The organism is Citrobacter sp. wls717 (assembly GCF_005280955.1).
In the GTDB taxonomy this organism is placed as follows: domain Bacteria; phylum Pseudomonadota; class Gammaproteobacteria; order Enterobacterales; family Enterobacteriaceae; genus Citrobacter; species Citrobacter werkmanii.
In genome coordinates this window covers 175150-195928 of the sequence record NZ_SZWW01000053.1, presented here as the reverse complement: position 1 = coordinate 195928, position 20779 = coordinate 175150, and the positions used below count along the sequence as shown (strand labels likewise).

The following is a 20779-nucleotide window of genomic DNA, read 5'->3' as shown; positions in this document are numbered from 1 at the left end:
AACATCTTCTACACTAGAGGTATGGCTTTACCATTAGAGGATGGAATGTTCACGCTGGTTCTTTTTGTGTGCTACCTTGACGGCGGTTGTGAAGATATCGTGGTTGATGTCTACAAAACTGAGCAGCAATGCCTTGTATCGATGGACGATCAGCGCATCCGTAACGGCGGATGTTTGCCTGCGGACGATTATATCGACAGCTTCTGGCGTCCGGCCCAGGAATACAGTGATTTCTGATTATTGCAGTTGCACCAGCGTTAATTCGCCGCCAAATACCGCACCGGTATCAATATAGTGCAGATTGTCGCGATCCAACCGATGCCGCAGCGGCGTATGTCCAAACCAAAAGTGATCCGCGCCGCGTATGCCGTTACCATTGTTCATCAAACGCGCACGATCCCACAGTACCCGCTGTAAATCGACCTCTTTTTGCCACTGGTAATCATCATCCGGGTAATCAGCATGAGCAACAACGTGTATACCACTCCGGCAGCGTAGTTCCAGAATCCAGGGTAACTTTCGGCACGCTTCCAGTGCTAACCTCGCCGCGGGCTGATCCGCGTGAGCAAACCACGCGCCGCCGTTCATAAACCACGACAATTGCTCCCCCGTCGCCAGTGCATCCAACGCCATCTGCTCATGATTGCCCCTGACTGCCACAATCCAGCGTTTACGCATCAGGCGCAGGCAACGGAGACTGTCAGGGCCACGGTCGATAACATCGCCCACTGAAACCAACAGATCCTGCCAGGGATCAAAATGGCACTGGCGCAGTTTAGCCATCAATAAAGAGAAGCAACCGTGGAGATCCCCAACGACCCAGACGTGTCGCCAGTTTGTTGCTGCGATCCGCTGGTAGATATTGTCAGGCTGTCCCATTTGACCTCCTGCATACAAATATTACCCTTCACTTAATTAAACCATAGCAGCAAAATTCCGAACGATGCTGGTGTCACGACCCTATGTGATCAGCCCGCCTAACAGGCACCTGGGCAACAGCTTCCAGCTCTTCTTCCAGTTCTGTAACAATAGATTGCAGGTCATAAGTGGGTGCATTTCGCGTGCTGGCTCTTTCTTCTCTTTTATGTTTGCTAGTTATTTTTATATAAAAATCAATAACCTCAGGTATGTCTGCTGTGATTTTTTTCACGTCATTATCATGGTAAAAGAGCAGTGGCGGCCCACCCTGGGTATTAAATGCAACGGCCTTTAATGGTGTCAGCTCCATAGCTTCAATAAATCCTTTATCACAGCTTAAAATTCCAGGGAAAAAATACCGTTGATTATTTCCGGTATTGAAGGTAATAGCTTGTTCTAAATATCTACAATGAGTAAGGTCCCATGCCATCCCATGTAAAGCTGGCCACATATTTTTTGATTTTTTATGTATCTTGTTAAAAAATCTAAATTGAGTTCCTCTTTTAAAGAACTCACTTGCAAGAATCAGCTCTCTTGTGGCCAGAAAACCGACTTTGTTGTGTGCAAAAATTAACAGATCGATAAGTTTATTCTTTAGCGATCTGGCGGGTGACTTGATTTGGATGATACTCATCATAAGAAGGTAAGCGTATATACTATCATGTCGATCTCGTAGCGCACGCCTGAACTCAGAATCCTTGTGTTTAGCAAGCATAGAATTAAAATGCCTGTCAGTTTTAAGAAAAAGCTCACTTTGTGATATTTTTGATGTCAATTTCCCGGTATTTCCCGTTTTGATGAAATCTACATCCTTTATAAACTCGTAACCTAACAATTTATCAAATATTTTATGATGGTTTTCTTTTACATCTAAATTGTTAAGATTCTCCAGTTCATACAATACAGAATCTACCTGAGTATTTTTATGGGAAATAAAATTGAATATTTCTTCAATGTCATCATCTAAACCTGAGACCTTTCCGTTAATATAAGGCCGCAAATAACTTAATGCCTGGCTATCAAGGGATATTGAGTAGTCTATTTTAAAAGTAGAGCAGCGTTTATCACTAAACATTTCTTCTATCGTTTGAGGATCCATGACGAACACGTTTTCATCATTGAATAAAGAACGAATAGATGCTCCGTTTTCGAATTTTTTGTTAGTTTGAAAGCCCGGATATGGACCTTTAGGAGACGAAAATACAAATTTATATTCAGGTATTAACTGATAGACATTAGTGTAGAGATTTAATGAGGAAGAGAGATCGTCTGCATTACCAATTTCCATCACCAGCCATTCTTTAAACTTATCCATTTCTTCTGTCTCTTTACTGTGAGTCTAAGTCCCGAGTCAGTGGTGAGAACTTCACCTATTGATGAAGAAGTATACCGCTATCGGTACAAGCGAGTCCAAACGTCTGTGGAAACAAGAACCCACTGAAAACACTGACACATAAGTCATGCACACTCCTGGATACGAGGAAAAACAGCGCCCATCCCTGTTCTTTTTCTCTGCAAATACACTGTGAATGTTAAAAACTGTGTGGTATAACGAAGCAATCCCAAATACTGATATGTGGACAAATTTCGGAAATTTTTGGACATGACGTTCTAACTTATTGAAATGAAATCCGCATAAAAAGAGACCGAATACGATTCCTGTATTCGGTCCAGGGAAATGGCTCTTGGGAGAGAGCCGTGCGCTAAAAGTTGGCATTAATGCAGGCTAAGTTACCCTGCCATTTAAGAATAGATGACAGCGCCAGGTTTTCCAGTCCGCGACTAAAGTGACCGGAAAAAAAGCAGTCTGTTACACGACCAAATGTAAAAACCGCAAGTTCTCCTGTGAGACCCTGCGGTTTTTTTATTGGAAATCAGAACGCTACATCTGACAATTAACAGAGTTTTTCTGCACGCTCAACAAACGGCGCCAGGCTCATTTTTTCACCCGGTTTCGTCGGGTCATCAATCTGGATAATCTCAATCGGCTTCGCCGTGGTTTTACCGCTCGCAACCTGTTCTCTGGCAACATCATTCAACGGATATTGCACCAGCGTGCTGGGATTGATGACATACAGCGCGTGACCTGCACGGCAGGTCAGCATCACCTCTTCCCGATTAAACGCCCACTTATCTTTGCCAACCTCAAAACGGCTGACGGTGATGACCTGTGGCGCTGCCAACGCGGCCCCTGAACTTGCCAGTAGTAGTAAAGAGAAAATGATTTTTTTCATGCGTTTTGCCAGTCCATCAATCAAAAAGGTTCGAGGGTTGCAAACAGGCTGACAATCGCCAGCACAACGGCCCCTATTCCCCATTCCAGTTTTGTCATCCAAATGAAATAGAGCGTCACACAGCCATTATCCTGCTGCATGCGTGGTACCAGAACATACCGATTCGCCAGGGCAATCGCTACCATTAGCATGACAAGGGCACCTTTTAACAAAAGCAGTTGCCCATAAGCCATGTGCCAGGAGCCGGAAACACCGACAATAAACAGGGCATTCATAATCCCGGTAAGTAAAACCCCGGCCACGAAGAGATGCCCATAGCGGGAGAAACGCATCATGGTTCCGATCGCTTGTTCCCGCCAGCGGCCCTGCGCCATTCTCATACAGTAAAGTACGGGCAGCAACCCGCCAAACCAGGCGGCGGCACATATCAGATGTAAGGCATGGTTAACCTGTTGGATAGCCCCAGCGACGCCAGTATGCAGCGTTGCATGTCCAACACCTGCCAGCAAAATAAACTGAGCAATCGTCAGCATCAAGAGCAGCCGCGACATGCTGCGCGGCACAACGATGGTCACCACCAACGTGACCATCGCGAGGATAATCTGCCATAGCCAGACGCCGCCAAATTGCGTCTGCAGAACGGCGCCCCAAACGTCTGTAGAGACGACATCCCGCCATCCTGAGCCCATTAAGCCCCCCTGGATCGCCAGCATTAGCGTCGCGCTGATAAAACTCCACGTCGCGGCATGGCGTTGCAGACGTAAAAAACGACGCATCATTAAACGGCGAACCGAAACGGGAGCCAGCCATGCGCCGTAAAGCGCACAACCAAACACCAGCATCAACGCGGTAAAATGAATAAATCGCAGGGCAACCCAGGTAAATGCCAGCATCGGTTATTTCACGCTAAAGGTATATTGTCCCTTTGTCTTGTGACCATCCACGGATACAACGTGCCAGTCCACCGTATATTTTCCGGCCTCCAGCGTTTGAGCGAGCGGAATAATCAGTTGCGTTTTGTCCTGATCGCTGCGGGTCGCTTTGCCCGTCTTGATTGATTCCTTTTGTGGACCTGTCAACGTTGCGCCGCTGAACGCAGGTTCGACGCCCTCAGAAAAATTCAGCGTCAGCGCCTGGGGAGAAGCGGTGACTTCCGCATTCGCCGCCGGACTTTGTTTTGTCAGGTGAGCATGCGCCAATGCAGCGGGTGTTGCGAGGAGGCTGGCGAGTACGATGAGAGTATTACGTAGCGAAGATGCAGATGAAGCCATTTCAACTATTCCTTTTTGTTATGTCTAATCTATAGAGAATAACCTTCTACAATGATCGAGTCGAGAATCATCAATTGTGTCTTGCCATTAATGCGCACTCTTAGTAACTTTGCGCGCCGGAAGACAGAGAAAAGGAGCAGCCTATGAACATCAATCTGGCCAAACTTGAGCAAGCCGAAATGGATAAGGTCAATGTTGACCTGGCCGCGGCGGGTGTCGCATTTAAAGAACGCTACAATATGCCGATCGTTGCCGAAGTGGTTGAACGTGAACAGCCCGAACATTTACGCGACTGGTTTCGTGAAAGACTCATCGCGCATCGCCTGGCATCCGTCTCCCTTTCACGCTTACCGTACGAGCCGAAAGTTAAATAAAACTTATATTACGTTACGATTCCTTACATGATGCCTGCTACAGTATAAGTATATTCTTAATCTATACTTTAAAGATGGTTGTAGACACTATGAAAAGGAAATCATTATGTCACACTGGAAAATCGCAGCAGCACAATACGAACCCCTTCACGCGTCAGTGACCGAAAACGTTGCCCATCACCTGCAATTCATTCAGGCAGCCGCACAATGCCAATGTGAATTGCTGGTCTTCCCCGCCCTCTCCTTGTTGGGCTGCGTTGATGAGAATGACTCCCTCCCAGCGCCACCTGATGAAGCGTTGCTGGAACCGCTGGCGCATGCCGCAGCGACTTACCGCATGACAATTATCGCGGGATTGCCGGTAGAGCATAACAATCGTTTTGTGAAAGGCATTGCGCTTTTCTCTCCCTGGATGACATCACCATTAACGTTTCATCAGAGCCACGGGGCCTGTATTGCCAGACAGCGCAATGCCATCAGCGTTGTGGATAGTCAGCCAGAAGGTATTGATATCGATCCTGCTTTTTCGTTATTCACCAGTAGCCAGTCCGTCAGCGAGCCAGAACTCCTCTCATCCACATCTCAGCTACAAAGTTTCTCGCATAAATTTGCCATCGCGGTATTAATGGCCAATGCACGCGGGAGCAGCGCGTTATGGGACGAGCGAGGTCGATTGATTGTACGCGCCGACAGCGGTTCTTTGCTCTTAACCGGTCAACGCACGCCACGGGGTTGGCAAGGTGATATCATTCCATTACGCTAGTCGTTTTGGTCGGGAGCATGGCATGTTGCGCATAATAGATACAGAAACCTGTGGTCTGCAGGGAGGCATTGTTGAGATTGCTTCTGTCGATGTGGTTGATGGAAAGATAGTTAACCCAATGAGCCACCTGGTGCGCCCTGACCGCCCCATTAGCCCCCAGGCGATGGCTATTCATCGCATTACTGAAGCGATGGTAGCCGATAAGCCATGGATTGAAGATATCATTCCGCACTATTACGGTAGCGAGTGGTATGTGGCGCACAACGCAAGTTTCGACCGCCGCGTATTGCCAGAGATGCCCGGAGAGTGGATCTGCACCATGAAGCTCTCCCGTCGATTGTGGCCAGGAATCAAATACAGCAATATGGCGCTGTACAAATCACGTAAGCTGAACGTTCAGACGCCTGCAGGCCTGCATCACCACCGCGCTCTGTACGATTGCTACATCACTGCGGCTTTGCTGATCGACATCATGCAGACTTCAGGCTGGACCGCAGAGCAGATGGTCGACATTACCGGCCGCCCTGCATTACTCACTACTTTCACATTTGGTAAGTACCGTGGAAAACCGGTATCAGAGGTGGCAGAACGCGATCCGGGCTATCTGCGTTGGTTATTTAATAACCTCGACAGTATGAGCCCGGAGCTGCGATTAACGCTGAAGCACTATCTGGATAACATCTGATCTGAAGCTTGCCCAGACAGCGTTCCCTGTGCCAGCCCAATCAAAAACGCGTACTCCAGGGCCACGCCTTCGTAAGATTTAAAACGCCCGGACTTGCCGCCGTGCCCGGAATCCATATCCGTGCACAGTAACAGCAAGCGATCGTCCGTTTTCAGCTCACGCAATTTTGCCACCCACTTTGCCGGTTCCCAGTATTGCACCTGGGAGTCGTGTAATCCCGTCGTGACCAGCAAATGCGGATAATCCTGCGCGGTGACGTTGTCATAGGGGCTGTAGCTTTTCATATACGCATAGTACTGCGGATCCTGCGGATTACCCCATTCCTCAAATTCACCGGTGGTGAGTGGAATTGACTCATCCAGCATCGTGGTCACCACATCGACAAACGGCACCTGAGCAATCACGCCATGGAACAACTCCGGGCGCTCGTTGATGGCGACACCCATTAACATTCCGCCAGCGCTTCCCCCCATGCCGTAACATAACGATGGCGCGCCATAGCCCATTTTTAGCAGCGCATCGCAGACGTCGAGGTAATCATTAAAGGTATTTTTCTTGTGCAGAAACTTACCGTCTTCGTACCATTGCTGACCCAATTCACCGCCGCCACGTACATGGGCAATGGCATAAACAAAGCCGCGATCCAATAAGCTTAAACGGCTGCTACTGAAATCAGCATCCATACTGGCGCCATACGAACCATAGCCGTAAACCAGTAATGGGTTTTTCCCTTTCAGGAAATACTTTTGATGATAAACCAGTGAGACCGGAACCTCGGTACCATCGCGCGCGGTGATCCAGACATGTTCGCTGCGGTAATTCGCCGCATCAAATCCGGGGACCTCCGTCTGCTTAAGCACGCGACGCTCCCCGGTGTCCATATCCAGTTCAAACAACGTGTCCGGCGTGGTCATGGAGGAATAGCCATAGCGCAGTCGCGATGTCTCCGGTTCCGGGTTATAGGCAAGCCAGGTCACATACGCCGGATCGTCAAAGGCGATACCGATCACTTCGCGCGTTTTGCGATTGATCTGACGCAGACTGGTTAAACCCTGCTGGCGTTCTTCCACCACCAGCCAGTCGGTAAACAGGGTAAACCCCTCCAGCATGACGTTTTCGCGCGGCGGGATCAGCACCTCCCACGCTTGTTCATTGCGTACGCGCGTGCGGTACAGACCAAAGTTTTTACCTTCACGATTAGAGCGCAGATAAAACTTGTGCTGATAGTGATCGAGGCTGTACTCGTGGTCTTTACGCCGCGCTAAAAAAAGCAACGGTTCGGCGTCGGCCAGTTCTGCATCCAACAGCAGAACCTCACTGGTCGTCGCGCTGGCGATATGGATCACCACATAATGTAACGATGTGGTTTTATGCAGACTGACATAAAACATGTCATCGGCTTCTTCGTACACCAATTCGTCCAGTGACGAGGGAGATCCAACGGTATGCCGCCAGACCTGGTACGGCAGTAACGTCGTGGCGTGTTTGCGAACGTAATAGAAGGTCTGGGAATCATTCGCCCAGACCAGATCCGCTTCAACGTTATCCAGTACTTCCGGATACCAGTTGCCGCTTTCCAGGTTGCGAAAGCGAACGCCATATTGCCGCCGGGAGAGGTAATCTTCGGCCAGCGCCATAATGCTGTTATCGGGTGATATCGCCAGCCCTCCCAGCGTATAAAATTCACTGTGGGCTGCGCGTTGGTTGCCGTCCAGCAGAGTATCCCATTCATCCCACTCTTCGCTGAGAACCGACTGGCGCTGATAAATGGCATATTCACATCCCGGTTCATAAATATGCCGGTAACGATAACCATTTTTCACATAGGGAGCGGACGCATCCTGTGGGGGAATACGGTCGATAATTTCTTTCAGAACGCGGTCCTGCAAAGCCTGCTGCGAAGCCATAACCTGATGGCCATACGCATTTTCCTGTTGCAGGTATTCGAGCACGTCCGGCTGCGAGCGGGTGTCGTCTCGCAACCAGTAATAATTATCAACACGTGTATCGCCATGCTGCGTCATGGCGTGAGGAATACGAGAAGCTTTTGGTAGCATGTCATTGTTCTTTTGCTTAAACATCCTATAAGGGTGGCAAAAGACAGCGATGATGCAAGCGAAACATGCGCCTTAGCGATAAGTAATTAACCCGGTAAAGCCTGTTTTTGCGCCTTGAGATCCTGTTCAATGCCGTCACGAACATCCTGTGGGATCTTCAACGCGTCACCCAGCGCATTCAGATAGCTGCGCTCCATAAAGTGGTCGATATCAATCGCCGCACAGCTCAGGAAGTATATTTCCAGCGCCTCTTCTTCGTTGCGGATCCCTTGCGCCAGGCGCTGAGGATCCAGCGGTTGTTCGATAGCCCGCTCAATCAGAACGCGGCCTTGCTCCTCAACACCCGCGTCACGAAGCTGCTGTTCAATGGCGGTACGCTCTTTGGCATCAATATGGCCATCGCTTTTAGCCGCAAAAACCAGCGCCAGGATCAGGCGTTCAGTTCGCTCATCCAGCGGCGAGCTTTGTACGCCGAACTGCGGCTCATCCTGATGCGCGGCGCGAACTTTATCTTTGTATTTGTTCCACAGCACGGTTCCGGCAACCGCACCACCACCCACCAGAAGCGCGCTGGTGCCGTATTTGCTCAGTAACTTACGTGAGGATTTGTTGGCAACCAGTAATCCCGCCAGACCGCCTAACGCGCCAGGGACCAGAAGTTTACTCAGCCCTTGCTCGCCGGAAGATGATGCGGAGGATCCTTTTTGCCCAAGAAGAGATTGTAGTTGGTTCAGCCAGTTAGCCATTTTGCCCCTCAAGTACAGACGAATAATCGTCAAAGCGTACCCGAGGGGATGTCAGGAAGTGTTCAGCTCATCAAAAGATGTGCAAATACGCTCATTACTGCGGTTGATACTCCGCCGTTCCGGCCTGGCAGTCGACTTTTACCTGATAGTGAATATCCGCGCTTTTTCCGCGAACCGTCAGCGGGACCGACCATTTGCCATCTTTGCCCGTAATATCGGGGGTATTAACCCAGGCGACAGGATCGGCTTGCCCAACACGCTTTTGATCGTCAGCCCAGCGCGCGATGCGATTTTGTTGATAATCACGTTTCACGCTCGCCGCAATACCATCAGCATTCAGCCCTTCGCATTTTGGAAACTGAACATTTTTGCTTTCCATGTTTGCCGCAAAAACAGATACGCTGGCAGATAACAACAGCAGGCTTAATAACGCTCTTTTTTTATACATTTTTTTCTCCTTTATCTCCCCTTCGTCTTTCCGGTCGCATGTAGCAACGCGAAAAGACGTCAGGGATTGCACAATGATTCAGGAAAAAGCATGGTACAAAACGTCAGGAGCGCAAGTCGTTTCAGGCAGCCTGGGTATCATCCTCAGCGTGCGCGTCATCTTTAACGGCCTGCGGAGACGGCAGCTTGCCGTTTTTCAGGATGGCGCTCAGCACATCTTTTTGCTCAGCCAGCCACAGGGAAAGCGCTTCACGCTGCTCGTCTTCAAGCGCTACCGGTGACTGCTCCAGCCATGTGTCGAGCAAATCCGCTGTATCAAGCATTTTGTCATACGCATCGGCTTCCTTTTTGCTGGTAAACGACATTTTTTCCTCACCTTCCCGAATGACTACGTATTTAACTTCAACCGCCATTTTTGCAGCCTCTTAATTACCTGTATTTATGTACAGTATATTCTTTTTGCGCCCTGAAATCAACCTGGTAATAAAGACAGACGCAAACGTTTTCGTATATACTGCGCCCAGATAAAACAGGGGATTAATTTATGACGTTATTAGGCACAGCGCTGCGTCCCGCAGCAACGCGAGTGATGTTGTTAGGTTCAGGTGAACTGGGTAAAGAAGTGGCGATCGAATGCCAACGCCTGGGTGTGGAAGTCATTGCCGTGGATCGTTACCCCGACGCGCCAGCCATGCACGTTGCCCATCGCTCATACGTAATCAATATGCTCGATGGCGAAGCGTTACGCGAGGTTGTCGAGCGCGAAAAACCACATTATATCGTGCCGGAAATAGAAGCGATTGCCACGGATATGCTGGTAAAGCTGGAACAGGAAGGGCAACACGTTGTGCCGTGCGCACGAGCGACCCAACTGACCATGAACCGCGAAGGGATCCGTCGCCTCGCCGCAGAGGAGCTGTCTTTACCAACCTCTTCTTTCCGCTTTGCAGACAGCGAAACTCGCTTTCGCGAGGCCGTCGCCGAAATCGGCTTTCCTTGCATCGTGAAGCCAGTAATGAGTTCCTCAGGTAAGGGGCAAAGCTTTATTCGTTCAGCCGATCGGCTCACCGAAGCCTGGAACTATGCTCAACAGGGAGGCCGGGCAGGCGCCGGGCGCGTTATCGTCGAAGGCGTGGTAGATTTTGATTTTGAAATTACCCTGCTTACCGTTAGCGCCGTTGATGGCGTACACTTTTGCGCGCCGGTAGGGCATCGTCAGGAAGATGGCGATTATCGTGAATCCTGGCAGCCTCAGCAGATGAGCGACCTGGCGCTGGCGCGCGCGCAGGAGATTGCCCGTAAAGTCGTGCTGGCGTTAGGCGGCTACGGTCTGTTTGGCGTGGAGCTGTTTGTCTGCGGTGATGAGGTCATTTTTAGCGAAGTCTCCCCTCGCCCGCACGACACCGGGATGGTGACCTTAATTTCGCAGGACCTGTCTGAATTTGCCTTGCACGTCCGCGCATTTCTCGGTCTGCCCGTTGGCGCAATCCGTCAGTACGGGCCTTCCGCTTCCGCCGTTATTCTGCCGCAACTTAGCAGCCAGAATGTGACGTTTGATAACGTACAGGCCGCCGTGGGCGCTGGCCTGCAAGTACGATTCTTTGGTAAGCCGGAGATTGACGGGAGCCGTCGTTTAGGCGTGGTATTGGCTACAGCGCAAACCATTGAAGACGCGGTTGAACGCGCGAAACACGCCGCCGCACAGGTGAAAGTTACAGGATAAAAAACCAGACCCGTAGGCCGGATAAGGCGTTGATGCCGCATCCGGCAAAGCCCGATGTCGGCGCTGATGCGTCTTATCGGGCCTACGGTTTACACATTAACGGCTTACTGCTTCGCGCCTTCTACTGCTTCACGAGCCAGTTTGGTAATGCGTTCGTAATCGCCAGCTTCCAGCGCATCTGCCGGAACCAGCCAGGAACCACCGATACACAGCACGCTTTTCAGCGCGAGGTAGTCACGGTAATTCGCCGGAGAGATACCACCGGTTGGGCAGAAACGTACCTGAGAGAACGGGCCCGCAATCGCCTGCAGCGCTTTAGTACCGCCGTTCGCTTCCGCCGGGAAGAATTTGAACTCTTTCAATCCGTAGTCCATACCCAGCATCAGTTCAGAAACCGTGCTGATGCCAGGGATCAGCGGAATAGTCCCTTCCGTTGCGGCTTTTAACAGCGGCTCGGTCAGACCCGGGCTGATAGCAAACTGCGCACCGGCTTCGGTGACTTCAGCCAGTTGTTGCGGATTCAGTACAGTACCTGCGCCGACGATGGCGTCCGGAACTTCTTTCGCGATCGCGCGAATGGCATCCATCGCACATGCAGTACGTAAGGTCACTTCCAGAACGCGCACGCCACCTGCAACCAGCGCTTTTGCCATCGGCACCGCATGTTCCAGTTTATTAACCACAATAACCGGTACAACCGGGCCAGTGGTCAGGATTGCTTCTGCACTTGTCTTCCAGTTTTTCATCAGAGTTTTCTCTCGCCTGATTACAAAATAAGTCTTAAAAAGTGATACAGGTTGCGCCCTGCTCCGCTCCGGACAGCTTCTCACGCAACGCGCTGAACATTTCACGTCCGGTCCCCACGCGCGATGCGCTGAGGTCTGGAATGTGAGGCTGACGTGAGGCAAGTTCTTCTTCGTCAACCAGCAGCGTCAATTCACCTGTCTGTCCATTCACACGAATGATGTCGCCATCACGTACTTTTGCCAGCAGACCGCCATCATAGGCTTCTGGGGTTACATGGATTGCTGAAGGCACTTTACCTGAAGCACCTGAAAGTCGTCCATCGGTAACTAACGCAATTTTGAAACAACGGTCCAATAATACACCAAGTGGCGGCATGAGTTTATGTAATTCTGGCATTCCGTTCGCTTTTGGTCCCTGATGACGCACAACAACTACGCAATCGCGGTCAAGCAGACCGGCATCGAACGCCGGTAACACATCGTGCTGACTTTCAAAAACGACTGCCGGCGCTTCAATAACCTGATTTTCAACCGGTACCGCCGACGTTTTCATCACTGCGCGCCCGAGGTTACCGCTCAGCACTTTAGTGCCGCCGTGGTGAGAGAAAGGTTGGTCAAAGGTGGCAATCACGTTGCTGTCCAGTGATTTCGCCGCCCCTTCGCGCCAGTCCAGTTCACCGTTGTTAAGCCACGGCTCCATGGTGTAACGCGATAAACCGAATCCGGCAACGGTATTCACATCTTCATGCAGCAGACCCGCATTCAGCAGCTCACGCATTAGCACCGGTACGCCGCCCGCCGCCTGGAAATGGTTAATATCCGCCGGACCGTTCGGGTACAAACGCGCCATCAGCGGCACGATATCGGACAGATCGGAGAAGTCATCCCAGTTAATCAGAATCCCGGCCGCGCGCGCCATGGCCACCAGATGCATCGTGTGGTTAGTTGAGCCCCCGGTCGCCAGCAGCGCCACAATTCCATTCACTACCACTTTTTCATCGATCATTTTACCGATCGGCATCCATTCATTGCCGTTCCCGGTAAGACGCGTAACCTGACGGGCGGCAGCAGCGGTCAACGCTTCACGCAGCGGCGCATCCGGATGGACGAATGAGGAGCCTGGCAGTTGCATCCCCATGAACTCAACGACCATCTGGTTGGTATTCGCCGTACCGTAGAACGTACAGGTACCCGGTGCGTGATAAGACGCCGCCTCGGACTCGAGCAGCGCCATGCGATCAACTTTGCCCTCCGCATAGAGTTGACGAATACGCACTTTTTCTTTATTCGCCAGGCCACTCGCCATCGGGCCGGAAGGAATGAAGATTGACGGCAGATGACCGAATGACAGCGCCGCCATCACCAGGCCAGGGACAATTTTATCGCACACGCCGAGGAACAACGCGCCATCGAACATATTGTGAGAGAGACCTACAGCCGCTGACATCGCAATCACTTCACGACTCAGCAGCGAAAGCTCCATCCCATCCTGTCCCTGGGTAACACCGTCACACATGGCCGGCACACCACCGGCAACCTGACCTACCGCATTGGCTTCATGCAGCGCCTGGCGAATGATAGCCGGATAATGTTCATATGGCTGATGCGCAGAAAGCATGTCGTTGTAGGAGGTAATGATCGCGATATTGTTACGCAGCATGCTTTTCAGCGATGCTTTGTCGTCCGGTTGACACGCGGCAAAGCCATGCGCCAGGTTACCGCATGCCAGTTGCGAACGATGAACGGTGGTCGATTTAGCTTGTTCAATACGGGCGAGGTAGGCGGAACGTGTATGGCGAGAACGTTCGACGATACGCTGTGTTACGCGTAACAAATTCGGATTCATAGAGGCTCCTAAAATTTATCTGTCAGAGCGGTAGGGTTAACAATGCTTATCAGTCGCATTAAAAAGTGCTGAATCGCTTGTTTGCCGTAGCTCAGGGGCAAAATCGTTTCAGGCAGTGTAATAAAAAAAGCCCCGCGGGTGAATCCACGCGAGGCTTAAAAGTGCAAAAATTATTCTGCAATCTGTGTTAGATCATGTTACCGGTAAAATAACCCCTATGGGTAAGGCGATCTTTTACTCGAATTCGTTCCAGGAACGACCATCTCGGGTGATCATTGCCACAGAGGCAACCGGTCCCCAGGTCCCTGCCTGATACGGTTTCGGCGCATCGTTGTCCATCGCCCATGCTTCAGTAATCGAATCCACCCACTTCCAGGCTTCTTCAACTTCATCACGACGCACAAACAGCGCCTGAATACCGCGCATCGTTTCAAGCAGCAGTCGCTCATAGGCGTCGGCCAGATGCGTCTGGTTAAAGGTTTCGGAATAGCTCAGATCAAGCTTGGTGATTTGCAGGTTATGCTTGTGATCCAGACCCGGCACTTTGTTCAGCACCTGGATATCAACACCTTCATCAGGCTGCAAACGAATAGTCAGCTTGTTCTGCGGCAGATCCTGCCAGGATTCCCGGAACAGATTCAGCTCAGGCGTTTTGAAATAGACGACGACTTCAGAGCACTTCGTCGGTAAACGCTTGCCGGTACGCAGATAGAACGGAACGCCCGCCCAACGCCAGTTATCGATATCCACACGGATCGCCACAAACGTTTCCGTATTGCTGCTTTTGTTCGCGCCCTCTTCTTCCAGATATCCTGGAACTTTTTTGCCCTGGGCAAAACCCGCGGTGTACTGACCGCGAACCGTCTTTTCACGCACGTTTGAGCGGTCGATACGGCGTAGTGATTTCAGTACCTTCACTTTTTCATCACGAATGCTGTCAGCGCTCAGGTCCGACGGCGGAGACATCGCGATCATGCACAAGATCTGCAGCAGGTGGTTTTGGATCATGTCGCGCATTTGACCGGCCTGGTCAAAATAGCCCCAGCGACCTTCAATACCCACTTCTTCCGCGACGGTAATTTCAACGTGATCGATCGTGCGGTTATCCCAGTTGTTTACAAACAGGGAGTTGGCAAAACGCAGTGCCAGCAGGTTCAGCACCGTCTCTTTACCGAGATAGTGGTCGATACGATAAACCTGGCACTCTTCGAAATATTCACCGACCTGATCATTGATCTCGCGCGATGTTGCCAGTGACGTTCCCAACGGTTTTTCCATCACAACGCGGGCAGGTTTAGCATTCAGCTTTGCTTCACCCAAACCTTTGCAGATCGCGCCAAAGGTGCTTGGCGGCATCGCGAAATAGTTAATCGTGGTCCGTGATTTCTGATCCAGCATTTCACCCAGACGGCTAAATGCGGCGGTATCATTGACGTCCAGATTACAAAACTCCAGACGGCCGCTGAGGGTCTCCCACAAACCTTCATCAATTTTTTCTTTCATGAAGGTTTCGAGCGCTTCGCGCACAACCTTGGTATAAGCTGCTTTGTCCCAGTCGGCACGCCCTACCCCGATGATACGGGTTTCCGGGTTAATCTGGCCGGCCTTTTCCAGTTGATACAGGGAAGGCAGCAATTTCCGCCGCGCCAGGTCGCCCTTCGCGCCGAAAATGACCAGGTCACATGCCTGGGCTGTTTGCGTTACCGCCATGTCATTCTCCTCAATTAAGTGTCTGGTGCTTTTGCCAGAAACTGGTTGTAATTTTATTACAGTGCACTGTACTGCTTTTACGTGAATCCGGAAACCGTAAACGCTTATCCAGCCGTGCTGTTACCGCAAACAGGCGTTTGATTGGCGTTTACCTCTGCAAAATGGATAAAAAAGTCGCTTTTTTTCGTAGCCATGAAGAAGTAACAAAACCAGACTTCGATCATGTAATGAAAAAAAACAACAACTATTCTGTCCATTTTGCCCCGTTCCTTCCGTGGCAGGGGTAATATCTAGCAAATGTATCCCCCGATTTCCCCGTATCGCTGAAATCGTTTTTTCCCATGAGCCATGAGTCGACCTACATCATGAATATGCTGGAAAAAATCCAGTTAAAACTGGAACAGTTGAGCAAATCAGAGCGTAAAGTCGCTGACATTATTCTTGCCTCACCCGACCGGGCAATCCATTCAAGCATCGCTGCGCTTGCACTGGAAGCCAACGTCAGCGAGCCGACGGTGAACCGCTTCTGTCGCAGTATGGATACGCGCGGCTTTCCTGATTTTAAACTTCATCTGGCGCAAAGTCTGGCAAATGGCACCCCTTATGTTAATCGTAATGTGGATGAGGATGACAGCGTAGAATCTTACACGGGAAAAATCTTCGAGTCGGCGATGGCAAGTCTTGACCACGTTCGCCAGTCTCTGGATAACACCGCGGTAAACAGGGCGGTGGATTTGTTAACCCAGGCGAAGAAAATTGCCTTTTTTGGCCTTGGGTCTTCCGCCGCGGTAGCACACGACGCGATGAACAAATTTTTTCGTTTTAACGTACCGGTGATCTATTCCGACGATATTGTACTGCAACGTATGAGTTGCATGAATTGTAGCGACGACGACGTTATTGTGCTGATTTCGCATACCGGAAGAACCAAAACTCTGGTTGAACTGGCGCAGTTGGCGAGGGAAAACGACGCGATGGTTATCGCCTTGACCTCTCCCGGCACGCCGCTGGCGCGCGAAGCCACGCTGGCCATTACCCTCGACGTACCGGAAGATACTGACATTTATATGCCCATGGTCTCTCGACTTGCTCAACTGACCGTGATAGATGTGCTGGCTACAGGATTTACTTTGCGCCGCGGGGCAAAATTTAGAGATAACTTGAAGCGTGTCAAGGAAGCACTCAAGGAATCGCGTTTTGATAAAGAATTACTCATCAAGAGTGATGATCGCTAAAAGCAATAACAATGTTCTACCCTTTTATCATCCGGGTCGTTCATTTACCGTCAATGTTTGAGAACGACCGGATTAATGTTCACGCAACACCTAGTTGTTTCAGTCAACGGAGTATTACATGTCCAGAAGGCTTCGCAGAACCAAAATCGTTACCACGTTAGGCCCAGCAACTGATCGCGATAACAACCTCGAAAAAATTATCGCTGCGGGTGCGAACGTCGTACGTATGAACTTTTCGCACGGCTCTCCAGAAGATCACAAAATGCGGGCGGATAAGGTCCGTGAAATTGCCGCAAAACTGGGACGCCATGTAGCTATTTTGGGTGACCTGCAGGGACCTAAAATCCGCGTATCAACCTTTAAAGAAGGTAAAGTTTTTCTTAATGTTGGCGACAAGTTCCTGTTAGACGCCAACCTTGGCAAAGGCGAAGGCGACAAAGAAAAAGTCGGGATCGATTATAAAGGTCTGCCTGCTGACGTCGTGCCAGGCGATATCCTGCTACTTGATGACGGTCGCGTACAGCTTAAGGTGCTGGAAGTCCAGGGAATGAAAGTCTTCACCGAAGTCACCGTCGGCGGCCCGCTGTCCAATAATAAGGGCATCAACAAACTGGGCGGCGGTCTTTCTGCTGAAGCCCTGACCGAAAAAGATAAAGCTGACATCGTCACTGCAGCGCAAATCAGCGTTGATTATCTGGCCGTCTCCTTCCCGCGCTGCGGCGAAGACCTGAACTATGCCCGCCGTCTGGCGCGCGACGCAGGTTGCGATGCGAAAATCGTCGCCAAGGTAGAACGTGCGGAAGCCGTCTGCGACCAGAATGCGATGGATGACATCATTCTGGCTTCCGACGTGGTGATGGTCGCTCGTGGCGACCTGGGCGTTGAAATTGGCGATCCTGAGCTGGTAGGTATTCAAAAAGCGTTGATTCGTCGCGCACGTCAGCTGAACCGTGCGGTTATTACCGCCACGCAGATGATGGAGTCGATGATTACCAACCCAATGCCGACCCGTGCGGAAGTGATGGACGTGGCTAACGCCGTACTGGACGGTACCGATGCCGTTATGCTCTCTGCAGAAACGGCAGCAGGTCAGTACCCGGCAGAAACCGTCGCGGCAATGGCTCGCGTATGCCTGGGTGCCGAGAAGATCCCGAGCATCAACGTCTCCAAACACCGTCTTGACGTGCAGTTTGACAATGTCGAAGAAGCGATTGCTATGTCAGCGATGTATGCCGCTAACCACCTGAAAGGGGTAACCGCTATCATCGCGATGACTGAGTCTGGTCGTACCGCGCTGATGACCTCTCGTATCAGTTCTGGTCTGCCGATTTTCGCGATGTCTCGTCATGAACGTACGCTGAATCTGACCTCTCTGTATCGCGGTGTCACCCCGGTTCACTTTGACAGTGAAACTGATGGCGTGGTTGCCGCCAATGAAGCGGTGAACCTCCTGCGCGATAAAGGTTATCTGGTTTCCGGCGACCTGGTGATTGTGACCCAGGGCGATGTCATGAGCACCATTGGCTCAACCAATACCACGCGTATTCTGACCGTCGAGTAACTACCGTCTGATGTAAAAAGGCCTCTCACATGAGAGGCCTTTTTTTATTTCTTCGGATAGAGATCTTTGCGTTTATAAGGCTCAATTTCACCCGGTTTACGCGTCTTAAGCAGTTTTAAAATCCAGGTGTATTGCTCAAGGTGTGGGGCAACAAAAATTTCCACCTCTTCGTTCATTCGTCTGGCAATTGTGTGATCATCCGCCGTCAGGATGTCATCCATCGGAGGACGTACCTGGATCGTCAGGCGGTGCGTTTTACCATCATATACCGGGAACAGAGGCACCACGCGCGCATGGCACACCTTCATCAGACGGCCAATCGCCGGTAACGTTGCTTTATAGGTCGCAAAAAAGTCCACAAACTCGCTGTGTTCAGGACCATGGTCCTGATCCGGCAAATAGTATCCCCAATATCCCTGACGTACAGACTGAATAAACGGTTTGATACCATCGTTACGCGCATGCAGGCGGCCACCGAAACGACGGCGCACCGTGTTCCATACGTAATCGAATACCGGGTTTCCCTGGTTGTGGAACATCGCCGCCATTTTCTGCCCCTGGGAAGCCATCAACATCGCCGGGATGTCCACCCCCCAGCCATGAGGAACGAGAAAAATCACCTTTTCATCGTTGCGACGCATCTCTTCGATGATATCCAGGCCTTGCCAGTCAACCCGACTCTGAATTTTCTGCGGGCCGCGTATCGCCAGTTCCGCCATCATGACCATCGCCTGAGGCGCGGTCGCGAACATTTCATCGACAATGGCCTCGCGCTCAGCTTCACTACGCTCAGGAAAGCAGAGAGACAAATTGATCAATGCTCTGCGACGCGAGCTTTTTCCCAGTCTTCCGGCGAGCCGTCCGAGCTTTGCCAAAATAGGATCGCGGAATGATGCTGGCGTTAACGCAATCCCGGCTATCGCCGCCACGCCAAGCCAGGCGCCCCAGTAGCGCGGATGGCGAAATGATTTGTGAAACTCAGGGATATACTCAATATTCTTTTTTTTCGTTTCCATGCTCTTCCAGTGTCTGGTATCGCGAAAAGTAAATCTGCTGATAGTGTAGCGGCGCACCGTGTGCCGTACAAAATAAAAAAGCCGGCACGCATCGCGTACCGGCTCTGTCAGTGTGCTAATTAATCAAAACGCAGCTGAGGAACAACTTCTTTCACCTGTGCCAGGTAATCAGTGCGATCTGAACCGGTCAACCCTTCTGTACGCGGCAGTTTCGCCGTCAGCGGGTTAACAGCCTGCTGGTTGATCCAAACTTCGTAATGCAGGTGCGGGCCCGTTGAACGTCCGGTATTGCCTGACAGCGCGATACGGTCGCCACGTTTCACTTTTTGTCCTGGCTTAACCAATAGCTTACGCAGGTGCATATAACGCGTAGTGTAGGTGCGACCATGACGTACCGCAACATAGTACCCAGCGGCGCCGCTGCGCTTCGCGACAACCACTTCACCATCACCCACCGATAGCACTGGCGTCCCCTGCGGCATCGCAAAGTCGACACCTTTATGCGGCGCTACGCGTCCCGTCACCGGGTTCAGGCGACGTGGGTTAAAGTTCGAGGAGATGCGGAACTGTTTCGCCGTTGGGAAACGCATAAAGCCTTTCGCCAGTCCGGTACCATTTCGGTCATAGAACTTACCGTCTTCAGCGCGGATGGCGTAATAATCTTTGCCTTCAGAACGCAAACGCACGCCCAGCAGTTGGCTTTGCTCACGTTTGCCGTCGAGCATTTCGCGAGACATCAGCACCGAGAACTCATCGCCTTTTTTCAGTTTGCGGAAATCCATCTGCCACTGCATGGCCTTGATCACCGCACTGATTTCAGAGCTGGTCAGACCGGCATCTTTAGCACTGGCAACGAAGCTCCCGCCGACTGTGCCTTTGATACGGCTGTTGACCCAATCGCCCTGCTGCATTTCGCTACTCATTTTGAAACCCGTCGCAGTGCGATCGTAAGTACGAGTTTCGCGACGAGAAACTTCCCAGGTCAGGCGTTGCAGGTCACCTTCCGCGCTTAGCGTCCAGGAAAGTTGCTGGCCAATTTTCAGGTTACGCAACTCTTTATCGGAAGCAGCAAGCTGGCTGATGTCACCCATATCGATGCCGTACTGATTCAGAATACTGCTCAGCGTATCGCCCGTAGAGACGACATACTCATGCACACCGGCCTCACCAGACGTTTTGTCATCCAGTTCATCCTGGGGGATAGCTTCATCTTCCTGAGCGGCCTGATCGATAGGTTCGCTGGCCTCAGGCAACAGAGAACGAATCTCGCTTTTTTCCAGCTCGATAGTTTTGACGATGGGTGCAGAATCAGGGTGGTAAACATAGGGCCGCCAGACAGCGACGGCCAATGTCAGTACGGTAAGCGACCCCAGCATAACGCGATGGGGTCGCGGCAGATTATTAAATGCCAGAGCGACAGAGCGGGCTATCTGTTGCACGTATTCAC

21 protein-coding genes are annotated in these 20779 nt (G+C 51.1%); 7 read left to right on the top strand and 14 right to left on the bottom strand.

The features are described 5' to 3' along the window. The first annotated feature begins 45 nt into the window (after positions 1-45). Positions 46-237 carry a YebW family protein gene (locus tag FDX09_RS20995; protein WP_032939629.1) on the top strand — a complete coding sequence of 64 codons (192 nt, stop codon included), beginning with the start codon at positions 46-48 and terminating at the stop codon, positions 235-237. Here FDX09_RS20995 and pphA read toward each other — a convergent pair whose 3' ends face one another. The 5 genes from pphA to yobA form a co-directional block, all read right to left on the bottom strand. Then, the gene (pphA, locus tag FDX09_RS20990; RefSeq protein WP_137347812.1) at positions 238-879 is read right to left on the bottom strand and encodes a protein-serine/threonine phosphatase; all 642 of its coding nucleotides are present in this window, start codon (positions 877-879) and stop codon (positions 238-240) included. 73 nt (positions 880-952) lie between these two features. Further along, the gene (locus FDX09_RS20985) at positions 953-2233 is read right to left on the bottom strand and encodes a hypothetical protein (RefSeq protein ID WP_121529158.1); all 1281 of its coding nucleotides are present in this window, start codon (positions 2231-2233) and stop codon (positions 953-955) included. A gap of 580 nt (positions 2234-2813) precedes the next feature. Next, positions 2814-3152: a YebY family protein gene (locus FDX09_RS20980; RefSeq protein WP_121529159.1), complete on the bottom strand. Its 339-nt coding sequence runs from the start codon at positions 3150-3152 to the stop codon at positions 2814-2816. Between the two features lie 20 nt (positions 3153-3172). Further along, on the bottom strand, positions 3173-4045 hold the full coding sequence (gene copD / locus FDX09_RS20975; RefSeq protein WP_069324700.1) for a copper homeostasis membrane protein CopD: 873 nt from the start codon (positions 4043-4045) through the stop codon (positions 3173-3175). Between the two features lie 3 nt (positions 4046-4048). Continuing rightward, entirely contained in the window at positions 4049-4423 is a 375-nt protein-coding gene (gene yobA, locus FDX09_RS20970) for a CopC domain-containing protein YobA (RefSeq protein WP_038641395.1), read from the bottom strand. Between the two features lie 143 nt (positions 4424-4566). Here yobA and FDX09_RS20965 point away from each other — a divergent pair, with 143 nt between their 5' ends. The 3 genes from FDX09_RS20965 (at position 4567) to exoX (ending at position 6245) form a co-directional block, all read left to right on the top strand. Then, positions 4567-4797 carry a DNA polymerase III subunit theta gene (locus FDX09_RS20965; protein WP_038641397.1) on the top strand — a complete coding sequence of 77 codons (231 nt, stop codon included), beginning with the start codon at positions 4567-4569 and terminating at the stop codon, positions 4795-4797. Between the two features lie 106 nt (positions 4798-4903). Then, positions 4904-5560: a carbon-nitrogen hydrolase family protein gene (locus tag FDX09_RS20960; RefSeq protein WP_085048048.1), complete on the top strand. Its 657-nt coding sequence runs from the start codon at positions 4904-4906 to the stop codon at positions 5558-5560. Between the two features lie 22 nt (positions 5561-5582). After that, positions 5583-6245, top strand: coding sequence for an exodeoxyribonuclease X (gene exoX / locus FDX09_RS20955; protein ID WP_038641401.1), 663 nt, complete (start codon positions 5583-5585; stop codon positions 6243-6245). On the opposite strand, the gene ptrB is transcribed toward exoX, so the two are convergent. The 4 genes from ptrB to yebG form a co-directional block, all read right to left on the bottom strand. Continuing rightward, a complete protein-coding gene (ptrB, locus tag FDX09_RS20950) occupies positions 6227-8302 on the bottom strand; it encodes an oligopeptidase B (RefSeq protein ID WP_170973260.1) in 2076 nt (691 codons plus the stop codon). The two genes, exoX and ptrB, sit on opposite strands and share 19 nt — an antisense overlap. An 86-nt stretch (positions 8303-8388) precedes the next feature. After that, complete coding sequence (locus FDX09_RS20945; protein WP_038641405.1) at positions 8389-9048, bottom strand: tellurite resistance TerB family protein; 660 nt, start codon at positions 9046-9048, stop codon at positions 8389-8391. A 94-nt stretch (positions 9049-9142) separates the two neighbouring features. Beyond that, positions 9143-9496, bottom strand: a complete 354-nt coding sequence (yebF, locus tag FDX09_RS20940) for a protein YebF (RefSeq protein WP_038641408.1) — start codon at positions 9494-9496, stop codon at positions 9143-9145. Between the two features lie 121 nt (positions 9497-9617). Then, positions 9618-9908 carry a DNA damage-inducible protein YebG gene (gene yebG / locus FDX09_RS20935; RefSeq protein ID WP_038641410.1) on the bottom strand — a complete coding sequence of 97 codons (291 nt, stop codon included), beginning with the start codon at positions 9906-9908 and terminating at the stop codon, positions 9618-9620. Between the two features lie 131 nt (positions 9909-10039). Between yebG and purT the strand changes: the two genes are divergently transcribed. Continuing rightward, positions 10040-11218 carry a formate-dependent phosphoribosylglycinamide formyltransferase gene (gene purT, locus FDX09_RS20930; protein ID WP_137347811.1) on the top strand — a complete coding sequence of 393 codons (1179 nt, stop codon included), beginning with the start codon at positions 10040-10042 and terminating at the stop codon, positions 11216-11218. A 104-nt stretch (positions 11219-11322) separates the two neighbouring features. Here purT and kdgA read toward each other — a convergent pair whose 3' ends face one another. The 3 genes from kdgA to zwf form a co-directional block, all read right to left on the bottom strand. Beyond that, positions 11323-11964: a bifunctional 4-hydroxy-2-oxoglutarate aldolase/2-dehydro-3-deoxy-phosphogluconate aldolase gene (gene kdgA, locus FDX09_RS20925; protein WP_038641415.1), complete on the bottom strand. Its 642-nt coding sequence runs from the start codon at positions 11962-11964 to the stop codon at positions 11323-11325. Positions 11965-11998: 34 nt separating this feature from the next. Continuing rightward, positions 11999-13810: a phosphogluconate dehydratase gene (edd, locus tag FDX09_RS20920; protein ID WP_085048044.1), complete on the bottom strand. Its 1812-nt coding sequence runs from the start codon at positions 13808-13810 to the stop codon at positions 11999-12001. A 234-nt stretch (positions 13811-14044) separates the two neighbouring features. Beyond that, the gene (gene zwf, locus FDX09_RS20915) at positions 14045-15520 is read right to left on the bottom strand and encodes a glucose-6-phosphate dehydrogenase (protein WP_003034896.1); all 1476 of its coding nucleotides are present in this window, start codon (positions 15518-15520) and stop codon (positions 14045-14047) included. Between the two features lie 365 nt (positions 15521-15885). Between zwf and FDX09_RS20910 the strand changes: the two genes are divergently transcribed. Together FDX09_RS20910 and pyk are read left to right on the top strand one after the other, a co-directional pair. Beyond that, the gene (locus FDX09_RS20910; protein ID WP_038643240.1) at positions 15886-16755 is read left to right on the top strand and encodes a MurR/RpiR family transcriptional regulator; all 870 of its coding nucleotides are present in this window, start codon (positions 15886-15888) and stop codon (positions 16753-16755) included. 118 nt (positions 16756-16873) lie between these two features. Then, positions 16874-18316 carry a pyruvate kinase gene (gene pyk, locus FDX09_RS20905; RefSeq protein WP_038641420.1) on the top strand — a complete coding sequence of 481 codons (1443 nt, stop codon included), beginning with the start codon at positions 16874-16876 and terminating at the stop codon, positions 18314-18316. Between the two features lie 44 nt (positions 18317-18360). Here the strand turns inward: pyk and lpxM are convergent, their stop codons facing one another. Together lpxM and mepM are read right to left on the bottom strand one after the other, a co-directional pair. After that, positions 18361-19332, bottom strand: coding sequence for a lauroyl-Kdo(2)-lipid IV(A) myristoyltransferase (gene lpxM, locus FDX09_RS20900; RefSeq protein WP_137347810.1), 972 nt, complete (start codon positions 19330-19332; stop codon positions 18361-18363). A gap of 119 nt (positions 19333-19451) precedes the next feature. Beyond that, positions 19452-20771, bottom strand: coding sequence for a murein DD-endopeptidase MepM (gene mepM / locus FDX09_RS20895; RefSeq protein WP_050764953.1), 1320 nt, complete (start codon positions 20769-20771; stop codon positions 19452-19454). Positions 20772-20779 lie beyond the last annotated feature (8 nt).

Bases quoted from the DNA above. Each gene is read 5' to 3' on its own strand.
- purT (WP_137347811.1), top strand. From the start codon at position 10,040: ATGACGTTATTAGGCACAGCGCTGCGTCCCGCAGCAACGCGAGTGATG.
- zwf (WP_003034896.1), bottom strand. From the start codon at position 15,520: ATGGCGGTAACGCAAACAGCCCAGGCATGTGACCTGGTCATTTTCGGC.
- FDX09_RS20980 (WP_121529159.1), bottom strand. From the start codon at position 3,152: ATGAAAAAAATCATTTTCTCTTTACTACTACTGGCAAGTTCAGGGGCC.
- lpxM (WP_137347810.1), bottom strand. From the start codon at position 19,332: ATGGAAACGAAAAAAAAGAATATTGAGTATATCCCTGAGTTTCACAAA.
- pphA (WP_137347812.1), bottom strand. From the start codon at position 879: ATGGGACAGCCTGACAATATCTACCAGCGGATCGCAGCAACAAACTGG.
- FDX09_RS20945 (WP_038641405.1), bottom strand. From the start codon at position 9,048: ATGGCTAACTGGCTGAACCAACTACAATCTCTTCTTGGGCAAAAAGGA.
- edd (WP_085048044.1), bottom strand. From the start codon at position 13,810: ATGAATCCGAATTTGTTACGCGTAACACAGCGTATCGTCGAACGTTCT.
- kdgA (WP_038641415.1), bottom strand. From the start codon at position 11,964: ATGAAAAACTGGAAGACAAGTGCAGAAGCAATCCTGACCACTGGCCCG.
- yebG (WP_038641410.1), bottom strand. From the start codon at position 9,908: ATGGCGGTTGAAGTTAAATACGTAGTCATTCGGGAAGGTGAGGAAAAA.
- FDX09_RS20965 (WP_038641397.1), top strand. From the start codon at position 4,567: ATGAACATCAATCTGGCCAAACTTGAGCAAGCCGAAATGGATAAGGTC.
- copD (WP_069324700.1), bottom strand. From the start codon at position 4,045: ATGCTGGCATTTACCTGGGTTGCCCTGCGATTTATTCATTTTACCGCG.
- yebF (WP_038641408.1), bottom strand. From the start codon at position 9,496: ATGTATAAAAAAAGAGCGTTATTAAGCCTGCTGTTGTTATCTGCCAGC.
- pyk (WP_038641420.1), top strand. From the start codon at position 16,874: ATGTCCAGAAGGCTTCGCAGAACCAAAATCGTTACCACGTTAGGCCCA.
- yobA (WP_038641395.1), bottom strand. From the start codon at position 4,423: ATGGCTTCATCTGCATCTTCGCTACGTAATACTCTCATCGTACTCGCC.
- exoX (WP_038641401.1), top strand. From the start codon at position 5,583: ATGTTGCGCATAATAGATACAGAAACCTGTGGTCTGCAGGGAGGCATT.
- ptrB (WP_170973260.1), bottom strand. From the start codon at position 8,302: ATGCTACCAAAAGCTTCTCGTATTCCTCACGCCATGACGCAGCATGGC.
- FDX09_RS20960 (WP_085048048.1), top strand. From the start codon at position 4,904: ATGTCACACTGGAAAATCGCAGCAGCACAATACGAACCCCTTCACGCG.
- FDX09_RS20985 (WP_121529158.1), bottom strand. From the start codon at position 2,233: ATGGATAAGTTTAAAGAATGGCTGGTGATGGAAATTGGTAATGCAGAC.
- FDX09_RS20995 (WP_032939629.1), top strand. From the start codon at position 46: ATGTTCACGCTGGTTCTTTTTGTGTGCTACCTTGACGGCGGTTGTGAA.
- FDX09_RS20910 (WP_038643240.1), top strand. From the start codon at position 15,886: ATGAATATGCTGGAAAAAATCCAGTTAAAACTGGAACAGTTGAGCAAA.